Below are 14359 nucleotides of genomic sequence, written 5' to 3' on the forward strand. Positions count from 1 at the left end.
AGATTAACCGCGAGGGATGGCGGTGCAAGTATCCGGTTTACCCCGCGCTGCCGCGCCCTATGTCCGGCGCATGAGCATTACATTGAACCCCAATATCCGTGTCCTGCTGATCGGCGCCTCTGGCGGGATCGGCCAGGCGCTGCATTCCGCCTTCGCCCCCGCGCAGGTCACCACGCTGAGCCGCTCCGCCGACGGGCTGGATCTGACCGACGAGGCCAGCGTCGCGCGCGCCGCCGCGCGCCTGCCGGGCCCGTTCGACCTGATCTTCGACGCCACCGGCGGGCTGGAGATCGCCGGCCAGGGCCCGGAAAAGGCGCTTGGGCAGATCGACCCGAAGGCGATGGCGGCGCAATTCGCGCTGAACGCCATCGGGCCCGCGCTGTTGCTGAAGCATTTCGCACCGAAGCTCGGCGAGGGTCCGGCGATCTTCGCCAGCCTGTCCGCGCGCGTCGGCTCCATCGGGGACAATCATATCGGGGGGTGGTATTCCTACCGGGCCGCGAAGGCGGCGCAGAACCAGATCCTGCGCACAGCGTCGATCGAGCTGCGCCGCAAGAACAGGCAGGCCATCGTGGTCGCCCTTCATCCCGGCACGGTGCAGACGGCGCTGACGGAAAAATACCTCGGCCGGCACCGCTCAGTCACGCCGGATGAGGCGGCGGAGAACCTGCTTCGTGTCCTGCTTGCCCTGAAGCCCGAGCATTCGGGCGGCTTCTTCGACTACGCCATGAAGCCGGTGCCGTGGTGAGGCTGGTCCTCGTTCTGGGCGACCAGCTGACGGGTGATCTCTCGGCGCTCAAGGCGGCGGACAAGTCCCGCGACGTCGTCGTCATGGCCGAGGTGCGGGACGAGGCGAGCTACGTGCGCCATCACAAGAAGAAGATCGCCTTCACCTTCAGCGCCATGCGCCATTTCGCCGAAACCTTGCGCAAGGCAGGCTGGACCGTGGCCTATTCCGCCTATGACGACCCGGACACGGGCCGCTCGATCTGTTCCGAGTTGCTGCGCCGCGCCGAGGAATTCGGCGCCGGGGACGTCCTGAGCACCGAATGCGGGGAGCATCGCCTGCGCGCCGCGCTCTCGGATTGTCCGCTGAAGGTCGAGGTGCTGCCCGACACGCGCCTGATTACGCCGCCCGGCGCGTTCGCCGACTGGGCCAGCGGGCGCAAGCAATTCAGGATGGAGTACTTCTATCGCGAGATGCGCCGGCGGACCGGCCTTCTGATGGAGGGGGACGCCCCGGCCGGCGGCAAGTGGAACTACGATCACGACAACCGCAAACCGGCAAAGCCGGACCTGCTGATGCCGCGCCCGATGCGCCATGATCCTGACGCCATTACCGAAGCGGTTCTGGACCTGGTCGCGCGGGAGTTCCCCGACAACCCCGGCCAACTGCGCCCGTTCTGGTTCGCCACGGACACCGCCGCCGCCAAGCGCGCCGCCAAGAAGTTCTTTGCCGAGGCACTGCCCGATTTCGGCACCTACCAGGATGCGATGCTGGAAGGTGAGCCCTTCCTCTATCACTCGGTGCTGTCGGTCTACCTCAACGCCGGGCTGCTGGACCCGATGGAGCTGTGCCGCCAGGCCGAAGCCGCCTGGCGCGAGGGCCACGTGCCGCTGAACGCCGCCGAGGGCTACATCCGCCAGATCCTCGGCTGGCGGGAATACGTGCGCGGGATCTATGACCTCGAGGGGCCGGACTACACGCGCCAGAACGGCCTTGGCGCGACCCGTGACCTGCCGGGGTTCTATTACACCGGCGATACGGACATGGCCTGCATGAAGGCCGCGATCGATCAGACGATGGAACACGCCTACGCGCACCATATCCAGCGCCTGATGATCACCGGGACCTTCGCGCTGCTCGCAGGCATCGATCCCCACCAGGTGCATGAATGGTACCTGGAGGTTTACGCCGACGCCTATGAATGGGTCGAGGCGCCGAATGTCATCGGGATGAGCCAGTTCGCCGACGGCGGGCGGCTGGCGTCAAAGCCCTATGCCGCGTCGGGCGCCTATATCAACCGCATGTCCGATCATTGCGCGGGCTGTGCCTACAAGGTCAGCGTCAAGCGGGGGCAGGGGGCGTGCCCGTTCAACCCGCTCTACTGGGATTTTCTCGACCGCAACCGCGCGAAGCTGGACGCGAACCCGCGCCTGGCGCAGATGTATCGCACCTGGGACAGGATGGACGCTGGCGCGCAGGCGGAAACCCGTGGCAGCGCGGCGGCGGTCCTGGCGCGGCTGGAGGCGGGCGAAAGGGTCTGATCAGATCTCGGAGACGAGGACGATGACCGCCTGGAAAGCCTCGGGGTTGTCATCGCGCGTCGGAAGCTGCCGGAATACACGGCGTTCGACGTTATAGGTCTTGAAACCGTTGAGGTTGTGGCCGACCTTGATGATATCCCCGACACTTGGAACGTGATCGCTGTGCTTGTCGAAGATAATCTCGGTCGGCGGCTCGTTTATGTTGAAGTTCTGTTCTTCCACAACGACGACTTGCACGATGCTTCTCCCCACTGATTACGCGAACGACTGTTCTTATACACGAATTCGGGGTGCCGGGGCCGGAAAACTTGGCAATCGGCCCGGAAAACTTCTGCGCAACCGTGTTAAATGACACCTGGCGCGCGTTCCTTCACGCGCCCTGTTACGCGGTCCGGCTAAGGCCGGGCGCGGATGCCGCGTTCCGCTCCGCCGCGCGCCAGAGCGCATCGACTGCGTCCAGCGCGGCGGGATCGAACCGCTCCGCGTATTCCCAGTACCGCCCGTCCGGCGTGTCGTAGCCAAGCGCCTGTTCCGCCCTGAGCGCGGTATCGGCGGCGGCCGGGTTCAGCGCCGGGCCCCTTGCCGCGAGGTCGCGCAACTGCGTCGGTCGCGCCCGGGGGAAGGTCAGCCGGCTGGGGGCCGGCGACAGGTTGACCACCGCGCAGCCCTGGCGCGCCGCGACAAGCGCCAGTCGCGCTGACTTCGCCTCCAGTGAGCGTAACGAGATATCCTGGCGCAGCGGATCGGCCGTGCCCGTGCCGTAGAAATGCGTCGCCGCATCGACGGGGTAGACCATGTCGCAGCCGAAAAAGGCGATCAGGCGCGGGTGCAGCCGGTGAAGCGCCCAGTACCCGGCGGTGAAGGCCATCGTGCCGCCGCCGAAGACGAAGCCGCCGAAGGCGTTCTGCGCGGGCACGAAATCGGCCTCGGTCACAAGGGCCTGGCGATCCGTCAGCTTGGCGGGCAGGCGCTCTTTCGGGAAGTCGTGGGGATGGATCGCGTGGCTCCAGTCAGGGCGCACGCGATGGGCGTTGTTGATCGCGACGATGTGCTCGGCATCCCGCAGGTCCCAGTCCCGGCAGCGCGTCACGGTGGGTCCACTGCCCAGGATGACCACGATGGGGCGTGATATGCTCATGTCGGATTCCGTTGCCGCCTGACACAAAGCCATAGAATAGGGCGTTCGCACCCGTTTCAAGGTGCGGGGCGAAGGGCCGCCAGCACCGCGCGCCGTCACGTGCTGTTTCCAGCACGAAAAAGGGCCCCGCTGGGGGCCCTTCGTTTGCCTGTTGGTCTGGACCTTGGCACCGTATCAGTTCCCGGAGGTTTCGGTCGAATCCTCGGCGGCGGCGGCTTCGGCTTCCTCTTTCGTGGCTTGTTCGCCACGGGCCCAGTAACCGTCGTATTCCTCGCCGCTGGCGTAGACCATCTTGCCCCGGCCCTGCCGTTGCCCCTTGGAGAAGAAGCCTTCGTAGCGGTCCCCGTTGGGATAGGTCGCCACGCCCGTGCCGTCGATCTCTCCGGCTTTCCAGCCGCCGGCGTATTCGAAACCGTCGGTCATGCGGATCGTGCCTTCGCCTTCGCGCTGACCGGCGACGAAAGTGCCTTCGTACACGGTGCCGTCGGCATAGGTCGCGGTGCCGTTCCCGTCGCGTAGCCCGTCCTTCCACTCGCCGGTATAGGTGAACCCGTCCTCGTAGGTCATGGTCCCCATGCCGTGGTTGCGGGCGTTCTTGAACTCACCCTCGTAGACAAGCCCGTTGTCATAGCGCGCGATGCCCTTGCCCTCGATCACGCCGTTGACCCATTCCCCTTCGTAGGAGGAGCCGTCCGCATAGGTGATCTTGCCGGTGCCATGGGCCACATCGTCCTTGAACTCGCCGGTGTAGACCGAGCCATCGGGGTAGGTGACGGTGCCAGTGCCTTCGATCCGGCCCTCGACCCACTCGCCCTCGTAGCGGTAGCCGTCGGTGCCTTCGAAAACGCCGGTGCCGTGGCGCTGGTCGGCCAGGAAGCTGCCGGTGTAGACGTCGCCCGAGGCATAGGTCGCGACGCCTTCGCCCTCACGCTGGCCATTGACCAGGGTGCCTTCGTACTTGTCGCCGTTGGCTTGCACCAGAACGCCGGTGCCGTTGATCTGCCCGCCAGCCCATTCGCCGGAATAATTCAGCCCGTCTGGCATCGTCAGCGTGCCCTGGCCCTCGCGGACGCCCTGCACGATCTGCCCTTCGTAGACCGCGCCGTCGGGATAGGTGATCTTTCCCTCGCCGTCCTTGACGCCGTTCACCCAGCCGCCCTCGTAGCGGTACCCGTTGGGAGAGGTCATCACCCCGGTGCCGTCGTGCACCGCGTCGGTGAACGTGCCCTCGTAGCGCACGCCGTTGGCGTAGACGGCGACGCCGGTCCCGTTGATCTTGCCGTCGGCCCATTCACCGACGTAGGTGCCCCCGTCCGAGAACACGATTTCACCCTGACCGGCGGGTGAGCCGTTGCGGAACTCCCCGGTGTAGACCGAGCCGTTGGGGAAGCGCGCAACGCCATTGCCTTCGATGCGCCCCTCGACCCAGTCGCCCTCGTACTCATAGCCGTTGGGCAGGGTGTAGGTGCCCTTGCCGTGCTGCTTGCCGTCCTTGAATTCGCCGGTATAGACGCCGCCGGTATCGTATTGCTTGGTCTGAACGCCATTGTCCTGGGCCAGCGCCGTGCTGCCCATCAGAGCCGCGAACATGGTTACTGCTGCAAGTTTCTTGATATACACGCCGGTCCTCAACTCTCTATCGCGCGGTCGGGCCGCATCTTTCCCGTGATCCGGAATTCCGATCCCCGTCACGAAGTCGCGGGATGTTAGGAATTCCGTCTGCTCGTTACAACGGTTTTTAATCTTGAATGTGACCATGTAGTGGCCGGATCGGTGCGCTTGTGCGGCAGGCGATTTTACCTTGCCCCCCGGCGGTGATGGGATAAGTCTGCGCCCACCTGCAACCTGACCGGGAGCCACCACCATGGCAGAGCGTTTTCGCATCACCATAGCCCAGGCGAACCCGACCGTCGGGGACCTGTCCGGGAATGCGGACAAGGCCTTTGCCGCCTGGCAGGCGGGGCGCGATGCGGGCGCGGGCTTCGTCGCCATGCCCGAGATGTTCGTGACCGGCTACCAGACCCAGGACCTGGTGATGAAACCCGCCTTCGTTGAGGACGCGCGCAACACGATCGAGGCGCTGGCGACACGGATCACCGACGGCCCCGCGCTGGGCATCGGCGGCCCCCTGTTCGAGGCGGGGCGGCTCTACAACGCCTATTACGTGCTGCAGGACGGCAAGGTTCAGGGTATCGCGCGCAAGCACGAACTGCCGAACTACGGCGTGTTCGACGAGGAGCGGCTCTATTCCAGCGGCCCGATCTCGGGGCCGTTCGCGATCGGGCCGATCCGGATCGGCACCCCGATATGCGAGGATGCCTGGCATCCCGATGTATCTGAAACCATGGTGGAATCCGGGGCCGAGGTGCTGCTGATCCCGAACGGCTCGCCCTATCGCCGCCACAAGCTTGACGACCGGATGAGCCACATGGTGTCCCGCGTGGTCGAGAATGACGTGCCGCTGATCTATCTCAACATGGTTGGCGGGCAGGACGACCAGGTGTTCGACGGCGGCTCTTTCGCGCTGAACCGGGGCGGGGCGCTGGCGATGATGCTGCCGGTCTTTGAAGAGGCGTTGGCCCATGTCGATCTGACCCAAGGGCCCGAGGGCTGGGTGATCGAGCCGGGGCAAAAGGCGGTGCATCCTGGCCCGATCGAGCAGGACTACCGCCTGATGGTCGAGGCGGTGCGCGACTATTTCGCCAAGACCGGCTTTTCCAAGGCGCTGCTCGGGCTGTCGGGGGGCGTGGACAGCGCCATCGTGGCTGCCATTGCTTCGGACGCGCTTGGCCCGAAAAACGTGCGCTGCGTGATGCTGCCATCGCGTTATACCTCGGACCATTCGCTTGAAGATGCTGGGGAGGCGGCGCGCCTGCTCGGCTGTCGTCTGGATACGATCCCGATCCGCGGTGCCGTGGATGCGGTGGGCGAGGCCCTCGCGCCGCTGTTCGAGGGCACCACGCCGGATATCGCCGAGGAAAACATCCAGTCGCGCCTGCGCGGTGTGATGCTGATGGCCCTGTCCAACAAGTTCGGCGAAATGTTGCTGACCACCGGCAACAAGTCCGAGGTGGCGGTGGGCTATTCCACGATCTACGGCGACATGGCGGGCGGCTACAACCCGGTGAAGGACCTCTACAAGACGCGGGTCTTCGAAACCTGCCGCTGGCGGAACCAGAACCACCGTGACTGGATGAAGGGCCCCGAAGGCACCGTCGTGCCCGAGCGGATCATCACCAAACCCCCCAGTGCCGAGCTGCGCGAGGATCAGAAGGACGAGGACAGCCTGCCCCCCTACGAGGTGCTGGACGTGATCCTTGAAATGCTGATCGACGGGGACTGCTCGGTCGCGGAATGCGTCGAGGCGGGGTTCGACCGCGAGACCGTGAAGCATATCGAGAAGCTGATCTACATCTCGGAATACAAACGCTTCCAGTCCGCGCCGGGGCCGCGCCTGACGGGGCGCTCGTTCTGGCTGGACCGGCGCTATCCGATTGCGAACCGCTGGCGCGACAACAGCTGAGGCCGCGCCGGGCGAAGCAGTAACGGCACCCGGCGATTGCGCCGTGACCTCCCCGCGCGTACGCTTTTGCGCGTGCACCTTATTCCCGGTGCACGTCGCAAAGGGGGGCAAGCCATGCAGATCACCGTAGAAGCCGAAGTCGCGGCGCCGATCGACTTGGTCTGGGTGTGCTGGACAACGCCGGAACATATCCTGCAATGGAACGCCGCCTCGGACGACTGGCACACCACCGAGGCGCAGGTCGATCTGCGCGTGGGCGGCACCTTCCGGTCCCGCATGGAGGCGAAGGATGGCAGCATGGGGTTCGACTTCGAAGGCACCTACACCACCGTCCGGCCGCTGACGCTGCTCGAAGCGTCGTTCGGGGGACGCCAGCTCAGCGTTGCGTTTGAACAGGACGGCGATGTCGTGCGGATCCGCGAGACGTTCGATGCGGAACCCAGCCAGCCAATCGACATGCAGCGCGACGGCTGGCAGGCGATCCTCGACAATTTCGTGCGCCACGTGGCGCAGGTGGCGGCGGCCTGAGCGAGGCGGCGCGCCGATGGACCAGACGCCCCTGATCGATCGCATCTGCGCCACCCCGGTCAGCATGTCCCTCAGCCCGGCGGCGCGCCCGCATGTGGCCGCACTGCTGCGCTACTGGCAAACGCACCACGCCGCGCGCCCGCCGGCGCAACTGGCCTATATCCTCGCCACCGTGCTGGCCGAGGTGGGCCCCGACATGGCCCCGGTGCGCGAAACCTTCGCCCGTGATGACGCCGAAGCGCGAGCGCGCCTTGCCGAAAAGCCCTATGCGCAGCCCTGCGGCCCTTGCGGTGAGGCGTACTACGGGCGTGGCTACGTGCAGCTCACCTGGCTGGAGAACTACGCCCGGCAGGGTGACAGGCTTGACCTGCCGCTGGTCGAGACGCCGGACCTCGCCCTGTTGCCGGAGGTCGCGGTGAGGGTCCTGGTCGAAGGCATGCTCGACGGCGATTTCCACCCCGAGGGCCTTGGCCTTGCCCATTACATCGATGCGGCGCGGCAGGATTTCATCGGCGCGCGCAACACCGTGAACCTGCAGAACCGCGCCTCGGACATCGCCCGCGACGCCGAAGCTTTCCTGCATGTCCTGCTCACGAACGCGGCGGAGACTGGCGGGGATTGAGCCGGGCCCGGGCTTTGCTCCTGCCCGGTTCGCCCTAGTTGTCGCTCAAAGGAGCATAGCCATGGCCGTTTCCGACTTCGCCAGCGCGCGGGTGCGCCAGATGCCGCTCGGGGTGCAGTTCTTCACCTTCTTCGTGCTGAGCCAGGCGTTGAAATACTGGGCGCTCATGGCCCCGGCGGGAACCGAGGGGACGAGCCCGCGCAACCTGTCGCTGATCGCCCTGTGCTTCGTGCCCTTCGTGGTCGCGCGCCTGCCGTTCATGATGCCGCTGTTGCCGCAACTGCTGCTGCGCGATCATGCGAAGGTGGAGCTGCACCCCACGGGGCTGATCTACACCTTCGACGGGGTCAAGCGCCCGCTGTTCGTCGAATGGCCCGACCTGGAGGGGATCGAGCGCACGCGCCACGGGCTGGTGCTGCGGGTGCGCAACCGCGCCAACCTGACCGAGGCGATGCCGAAATACCAGGCCGAGTTCTGGCGCGCGCGAATCTCACGCCCGATCCGGCTGATCCATGTCGGCGCATTCCACCCGGCGGGGGCCGCCGCGCGCTGCCTGACCCGCGCCCGGCAAGCGGGCGTGACTGTCACCGGGTTCGAGACGGGGGCAGGGGCGCTGGCAAGCGGCGCTGCCCCCGCGCGCTAGGCGCTCATTCCCACCATTGGTCGATGGCGGCGATATCGGCGTCGGACCAGCCGAAGTGATGGGCGAATTCATGGATCAGCACATGGGTGACCAGTTCCGCCAGCGTCACCTCTTCCCGCTCGATCCATTCCTCCAGCAGGGGGCGGCGGAACAGCCAGATCACGTCCGGCTGGCCGGGCATGTCCGACAGCGACTTCTCGGTCAGGGGCACACCTTCGTAAAGGCCGGTCAGATCGAAAGGGTCCGCGATGCCCATTTCGTCGAGCAGCTCGTCCTCGGGCCAGTCGGCGACCCGGATCACCACCTCCCGCGCGGGGGCGAGGAAGCCCTCGGGCAGGCTGTCGCGGGCCTGGTCGGCCAACGTCTCGATATCGGCGAGGGTGGGGGGCAGCATCCTCAGTAGCCCCGGGTGCGATCGACCAGCCCGGCGGGCCGCTCGCCGCGCTCGAAGGCCGCGATTGCGCTGGCGACGGTGCGCGCGATCGCGCGCTCGTCCGACATGCTGGCGACATGGGGGGTCAGAAGGACGCGCGGGTGATCCCAGAGCGGGTTGTCCGGCGCGGGCGGCTCGGCGGCCAGCACATCGATGGCCGCCATGGCGGGGCGGCCCGAGGCCAGCGCAGTCAGCAGGTCCGCCTCCACCAGCTGTTCGCCGCGTCCGAGCTGGATCAGCATCGCGCCCTCCTTCATCTGCGCGAACAGGTTCGCATCCAGCAAGCCGCTCGTCGCGGGCGTCAGGGGCAGCAGGTTGACCAGCGCGTCCGCGCGCCCCGCCACGGCGCGCAGGCCCTCGGCGCCAGAGCTGACGGTGATGCCGTTCACCTGCCGCGGGCGGTTCGCCCAGGCGCAGACCTGGTAGCCGAGCGCGCGCAACGTCGTGCTGAGCGTCGAGGCCATGTTGCCGAACCCCAGAAGCCCCACCGTGAACTGCTCGGGCGGGGTCATGTTCACCGGGCTCCAGTCCCGCGCAGCGGCGCGCGCCGGGTAGTCCCAGATCCGCCGGTGCCAGCCGGTGATGAAATGCAGCGCGAAGGCGGCCATCATCCGCGCCTGCCCGTCGTCGACCATCCGCGTGACCTGCACCTGGTCCGGCAACTCCGGGTGGCTCAGGATCCCGTCCACGCCAGCCGCGCCGGACAGGACCAGTTCCAGGTTCGGGAACGGCGCGAAAGCGCCCGGTCCGGGGCGAAAGGCCAGGGCGTGGCGGATGCGCGCCGGATCGCGCACCTCGTCGGGGCGCAGCAGGGTGATTTCGGGGTGCGCGGCAAAGCTGTCCGCGTAGGCTTCCTTCAGATCATACGCCCCGCAAAGACATGCCACGTCCACCGCCATCGCCACTTTCCCTTCTCAAACGCCGGTTTTTCGCGCCCCGGCGCGCGTTCTCGGGTTCAGCCCCGCGCAAATCCGCGCTATGGGTCACCTCGCGCCACATTCCTTACCGGATCGAGTCCCGTCATGACCACCACCCGTTTCGCCCCGTCGCCCACCGGTTACATCCACATCGGCAACCTGCGCGCCGCGCTGTTCAACTGGCTGATCGCCCGCAAGGCCGGCGGCACCTTCATCCTGCGCATCGACGACACCGATGCCGAGCGGTCCACCCAGGCCTATACCGACGCGATCCGCGAGGACCTGGAGTGGCTCGGCCTGACCTGGGACCGAGAGGAGCACCAGTCCGCCCGGCTTGACCAGTACAACGCCGTCGCCGATCGGCTGCGCGAGGCGGGGCGGCTGTACGAAGCCTTCGAGACCCCGACCGAGCTGGACCTGAAGCGCAAGAAGCTGCTGAACATGGGCCGCCCGCCGGTCTATGACCGTGCCGCGCTGGCGCTGGACGATGCGGAAAAGGACCGGCTGCGCGCCGAGCGCGGCGGCCACTGGCGATTCCTGCTGGACCATGAGCGGATCGCCTGGGACGACATGATCCTCGGCCCGCTGTCGATCGACGCGGCCAGCGTCTCGGACCCGGTGCTGATCCGCGCCGATGGCCAACTGCTCTATACGCTCGCGTCGGTCTGGGACGACATGGACATGGGCGTGACCCACGTGGTGCGCGGCTCGGACCATGTGACCAACACCGCGACGCAGATCCAGATCGTGCACGCGCTGGGCGGCACGGTGCCCGCCTATGGCCACCACTCGCTGCTGACCGGCCCGCAGGGCGAGGCGCTGTCCAAGCGTCTCGGCACGCTGGCGCTGCGCGACCTGCGCGCGCGCGGGGTCGAGCCGATGGCGATTCTCAGCCTGATGGCGCGCCTCGGCTCCAGCCAGCCGGTAGAGATCGCCGCGACGCCCGAGGAGTTGATCGAGGGGTTCGACCTGTCCAACTTCGGCGCTGCGCCGACCAAGTTCGATCCCGCCGACCTGGACGGGCTGACCGCGCGCGTTGTTCACGCCAAGCCGTTTGCGGCAGTCCGTGGTGCGCTGGACGACGCGGGGGTCCCGGCGGACAAGGCCGAGGCGTTCTGGGCCGTGATCTCTGAAAACCTCGAAACGATGCGGAACATTCCCGAATGGTGGGCGCTCTGCCGCGACGGGGCGGAACCGGTGATTGCGCCCGAGGACGCCGAGATGATCGAAACCGCCAAGAGCCTCGCCCCGCCCAAGCCCTGGGACGAGACGACCTGGGGCACCTGGACCGGCGCGGTGAAAGAGGCGACGGGGCGCAAGGGCAAGTCGCTGTTCATGCCGATGCGCCTTGCGATCACCGGGCGCAGCCGGGGCCCGGACATGTCCCGGCTCTTGCCGCTGTTGGAAAATGTCCCGCTGATCGAATCCAGGTAACGGACGGGTTGCGCGGTGGGGCGCTTTCGGCGCTCCGCCACCGGGATCTCGCGCTGCTAAAGACCGGGGGCGAGCAGGTCTTCCCGATCCCGGAGCGCGTGACGCTGGACCCTTGTCGCGGCGTCCCTGTCTGGTCGGCGGCGTCCGGCGTGTTATATGGCCTTGCACAGCTCCAGTCCTGAGGGCCCCTTGTCCGACCAACCGAAATTCCTGAGCGGCAGCCTGATGCGGCATGTCGTGGTCATGGCCTCGACGGGCTCCGTCGGGCTGATGGCCGTGTTCCTCGTGGACTTCGTGGACATGATCTTCATCTCCATGCTCGGCAAGGCGGAGCTGGCGGCGGCCATCGGCTACGCCGGGACGATCCTGTTCTTCACCACCTCGATCAGCGTCGGGCTGGCGATTGCCGCCGGGGCGCTGGTGGCGCGCGCGCTCGGCGCGGGGGACGCGGCGCGCGCCAGGGTCATCGGCACCCACGTGCTGGTCGCGGGCTTCATCATGGCCGTGCTCTTCGCGGCGCTGGTCTGGGTGAACGTCCGCCCGCTGTCCGCGCTGCTGGGGGCGCGGGGGGAAACGCTTGAGTTGTCGGCGTCCTACCTTGCGACCATCGTGCCGACGATGCCGTTCCTGATGATCGGCATGGCCGCCGGGGCGATCCTGCGCGCCCATGGGGATGCGCAGCGCGCCATGTGGGCGACCATCGCGGGGGGCGGGGTGAACGCCGTGCTCGACCCGATCCTGATCTTCGGCCTCGACCTGGAGCTGACGGGGGCGGCGCTGGCCTCTGTCGCGGCGCGGGTCACGATCATGGTAGTGTCGGTCCTGCCGCTGCTGAAGCACTACGGCGGCTTCGCGCCGCTGCGCCTGCCGGCCTTCCTGGGCGATCTGCGCCCGATCCTCGGGATCGCGATGCCCGCGATGCTGACGAATATCGCCACCCCGCTCGGCACGGCCTATGTGACGCGCGAAATGGCGCGGTTCGGCGAAGAGGCCGTCGCCGGGATGGCCATCGTCGGGCGGCTGACGCCGGTCACCTTCGCGATGATCTTCGCGCTGTCCGGGGCGATCGGTCCGATCATCGGGCAGAACTTCGGCGCGGGGCGCTACGACCGCGTGCGCGGGGCGTTCCGGGACGGGCTTGTCTTCATCGCGGGCTACGTGGCGCTGGCGTCGCTGGTCCTGTTCCTACTGCGCGAGCCGCTCGCGGGGCTGTTCTCCGCCAGCGGGCTGACACGTGAGCTGGTGTTCCTGTTCTGCGGGCCGCTCGCGCTGGCGTGGTACTTCAACGGGGTGATCTTCGTCGGCAATGCGGCGTTCAACAACCTTGGGCACCCGTTCTATTCCACCACCGTCAACTGGGGACGCAACACGCTCGGGACCGTACCGCTGGTCAGCCTTGGCGCCTGGGCTTACGGCGCGCCGGGGGTGCTGGTCGGGCAGGCGCTGGGCGGGGTGATCTTCGCCGCGATCAGCGTGGTGCTGGCGTTGCGCCTGATCGCCCGGCAGGAGGCGGGGCTTGATGTCGCCCGCCCGCCGGCGGAATTCTCGCGCCGCGCCCGGCTGGTGCAGATGTTCCACGCGCGCCGCTAGGCTGCCGGGAGATGCTTTCTGAGGAAGGTTTCGATCTCGGCCCAGACCTGTGCCTGTATCTCGGGGGTTTCCATCAGCACCTCGTGCTGTGCACCGTCCATCTCGACAAGGCGGGCGTTGGGCTGATGCGCGCTGTAGGCCCGGATCGCGCGGGGGGAAACTATGGTTTCCTCGGACCCGAGGAACGTCAGGATCGGCACCAAGGGCGCGGGGGGCGGGCGCAGGGCGCGGGCCTCTCTCAGCACCGCCGACAGCCAGCCGAGGCTGGGCCCACCAAGCCCGAGCTGGGGATAGGTCAGCAACTGGTTGCGGAACCAGTCATAGCGCTCTGGGTTGCCCATCAGCGCGTTGCCGTTGAAATGCTGGCGCACCGAATAGGGCGTTCCATCCGCCGTCGGCATGAACAGCCAGCCCAGGCCAAGGAAGGGCGCAAGCCGCAGCAGGGTCCGCATGAGCGGGCCGGTGGGGCCGGGAAAGTCGAGATCCCATAGCGGGCCGGAGAAGATCGCGCCCCGCACCGACAGCCCCCGGCGCAGCGCCCTGAGCCCCACAAGCCCGCCCGTGGAATGACCGAGGAACACCCGCCGCGCCCCGAAGGCGGCCACGCCTGGATGGGCCAGCAACGCCTCCAGGTCGCGCTGGTAAAGCTGGAAGTCCCGGATATGCCCGATGTTGCGCGCCGCGAACCGCCGGTCCGACAGGCCCTGGCCGCGCCAGTCCACCCCGGCCACGCTGTAGCCGAGCGCTGAGAGCCGCGCCACGACATGACCGTATTTCTCAAGATGTTCCGAGCGCCCGGTCAGCAGGACCACCAGCCCCTTTTCACCGCCGTTCCACACGGCAGCGCGCAGCCGCACCCCGTCAGAGGCGTGCAGCCACGTCACGACATCCGGCGCGGGACCGTCCGTGACATCCAGGAAATAGGGCGGCGCGGCGTTCAGAGCAGGACTGAGCCCAAGCGCATCGCGTAGCTGTAGTCGCCGCGCACTTCGACCTTGCCGGACATCGCCGCGCCCGCCGGGTTGACGGAACCGTCCATGATCCCGGCGAAGGTCTCGGCATCGGCGACAAGGGTCAGGTCGGCCTCCGCCTCCTCGTCGCTTTCGCTGACGCCGGTTTCGTCCAGCCGGATCACCCCTTCGTCGCGCACGTGCAGGGCGACCGAGAAATCCATTTCTCCCGGCTGCACCTTTTCCTTCAAACGCGCGATGGCGGTGTCGAGTGTCTCGCTCATGGTCTGTGCCTTCCTGCTCAGGATTTGCG

The 14359-nt window shown here is 67.3% G+C and carries 15 protein-coding genes; 8 read left to right on the plus strand and 7 right to left on the minus strand.

The genetic code is table 11. The features are described 5' to 3' along the window. Positions 1-70: 70 nt before the first annotated feature. Together DJ029_RS18265 and DJ029_RS18270 are read left to right on the plus strand one after the other, a co-directional pair. Positions 71-748, plus strand: coding sequence for an SDR family NAD(P)-dependent oxidoreductase (locus DJ029_RS18265; RefSeq protein ID WP_112323934.1), 678 nt, complete (start codon positions 71-73; stop codon positions 746-748). Further along, positions 742-2268 (plus strand): cryptochrome/photolyase family protein, encoded by a 1527-nt coding sequence (locus DJ029_RS18270; RefSeq protein WP_112323935.1) that lies wholly within the window; start codon positions 742-744, stop codon positions 2266-2268. Before DJ029_RS18265 ends, DJ029_RS18270 begins: the two co-directional genes overlap by 7 nt. Here DJ029_RS18270 and DJ029_RS18275 read toward each other — a convergent pair whose 3' ends face one another. The 3 genes from DJ029_RS18275 to DJ029_RS18285 form a co-directional block, all read right to left on the minus strand. Continuing rightward, positions 2269-2505, minus strand: coding sequence for a hypothetical protein (locus DJ029_RS18275; protein ID WP_112323936.1), 237 nt, complete (start codon positions 2503-2505; stop codon positions 2269-2271). Positions 2506-2650: 145 nt separating this feature from the next. Further along, on the minus strand, positions 2651-3406 hold the full coding sequence (locus DJ029_RS18280; RefSeq protein WP_112323937.1) for a hypothetical protein: 756 nt from the start codon (positions 3404-3406) through the stop codon (positions 2651-2653). A 174-nt stretch (positions 3407-3580) separates the two neighbouring features. Beyond that, entirely contained in the window at positions 3581-4996 is a 1416-nt protein-coding gene (locus tag DJ029_RS18285; RefSeq protein WP_112323938.1) for an MORN repeat-containing protein, read from the minus strand. Positions 4997-5270: 274 nt separating this feature from the next. Here DJ029_RS18285 and DJ029_RS18290 point away from each other — a divergent pair, with 274 nt between their 5' ends. From DJ029_RS18290 to DJ029_RS18305, 4 genes are all read left to right on the plus strand, one after another. Then, the gene (locus tag DJ029_RS18290) at positions 5271-6929 is read left to right on the plus strand and encodes an NAD+ synthase (protein WP_112323939.1); all 1659 of its coding nucleotides are present in this window, start codon (positions 5271-5273) and stop codon (positions 6927-6929) included. Positions 6930-7043: 114 nt separating this feature from the next. Next, positions 7044-7457, plus strand: coding sequence for an SRPBCC family protein (locus tag DJ029_RS18295; RefSeq protein ID WP_112323940.1), 414 nt, complete (start codon positions 7044-7046; stop codon positions 7455-7457). A 16-nt stretch (positions 7458-7473) separates the two neighbouring features. After that, positions 7474-8079, plus strand: a complete 606-nt coding sequence (locus DJ029_RS18300) for a hypothetical protein (RefSeq protein WP_157966436.1) — start codon at positions 7474-7476, stop codon at positions 8077-8079. 61 nt (positions 8080-8140) lie between these two features. Then, the gene (locus tag DJ029_RS18305) at positions 8141-8722 is read left to right on the plus strand and encodes a hypothetical protein (protein WP_112323942.1); all 582 of its coding nucleotides are present in this window, start codon (positions 8141-8143) and stop codon (positions 8720-8722) included. Between the two features lie 4 nt (positions 8723-8726). Here DJ029_RS18305 and DJ029_RS18310 read toward each other — a convergent pair whose 3' ends face one another. Both DJ029_RS18310 and DJ029_RS18315 read right to left on the minus strand, forming a co-directional pair. Then, positions 8727-9116 carry a metallopeptidase family protein gene (locus tag DJ029_RS18310; RefSeq protein ID WP_112323943.1) on the minus strand — a complete coding sequence of 130 codons (390 nt, stop codon included), beginning with the start codon at positions 9114-9116 and terminating at the stop codon, positions 8727-8729. A gap of 2 nt (positions 9117-9118) precedes the next feature. Beyond that, positions 9119-10054, minus strand: coding sequence for a 2-hydroxyacid dehydrogenase (locus DJ029_RS18315; protein ID WP_112323944.1), 936 nt, complete (start codon positions 10052-10054; stop codon positions 9119-9121). Positions 10055-10177: 123 nt separating this feature from the next. Here DJ029_RS18315 and gltX point away from each other — a divergent pair, with 123 nt between their 5' ends. Together gltX and DJ029_RS18325 are read left to right on the plus strand one after the other, a co-directional pair. Beyond that, entirely contained in the window at positions 10178-11506 is a 1329-nt protein-coding gene (gene gltX / locus DJ029_RS18320) for a glutamate--tRNA ligase (RefSeq protein ID WP_112323945.1), read from the plus strand. Between the two features lie 243 nt (positions 11507-11749). After that, entirely contained in the window at positions 11750-13096 is a 1347-nt protein-coding gene (locus DJ029_RS18325; RefSeq protein WP_370445256.1) for an MATE family efflux transporter, read from the plus strand. On the opposite strand, the gene DJ029_RS18330 is transcribed toward DJ029_RS18325, so the two are convergent. Together DJ029_RS18330 and DJ029_RS18335 are read right to left on the minus strand one after the other, a co-directional pair. Beyond that, positions 13093-13980 (minus strand): alpha/beta hydrolase, encoded by an 888-nt coding sequence (locus DJ029_RS18330; RefSeq protein ID WP_157966437.1) that lies wholly within the window; start codon positions 13978-13980, stop codon positions 13093-13095. The genes DJ029_RS18325 and DJ029_RS18330 overlap by 4 nt on opposite strands. Before the next feature lie 53 nt (positions 13981-14033). Next, positions 14034-14330 (minus strand): SCP2 sterol-binding domain-containing protein, encoded by a 297-nt coding sequence (locus DJ029_RS18335; RefSeq protein ID WP_112323947.1) that lies wholly within the window; start codon positions 14328-14330, stop codon positions 14034-14036. Positions 14331-14359 lie beyond the last annotated feature (29 nt).

Source organism: Oceanibium sediminis (assembly GCF_003265325.1).
GTDB classification, from domain to species: domain Bacteria; phylum Pseudomonadota; class Alphaproteobacteria; order Rhodobacterales; family Rhodobacteraceae; genus Halovulum; species Halovulum sediminis.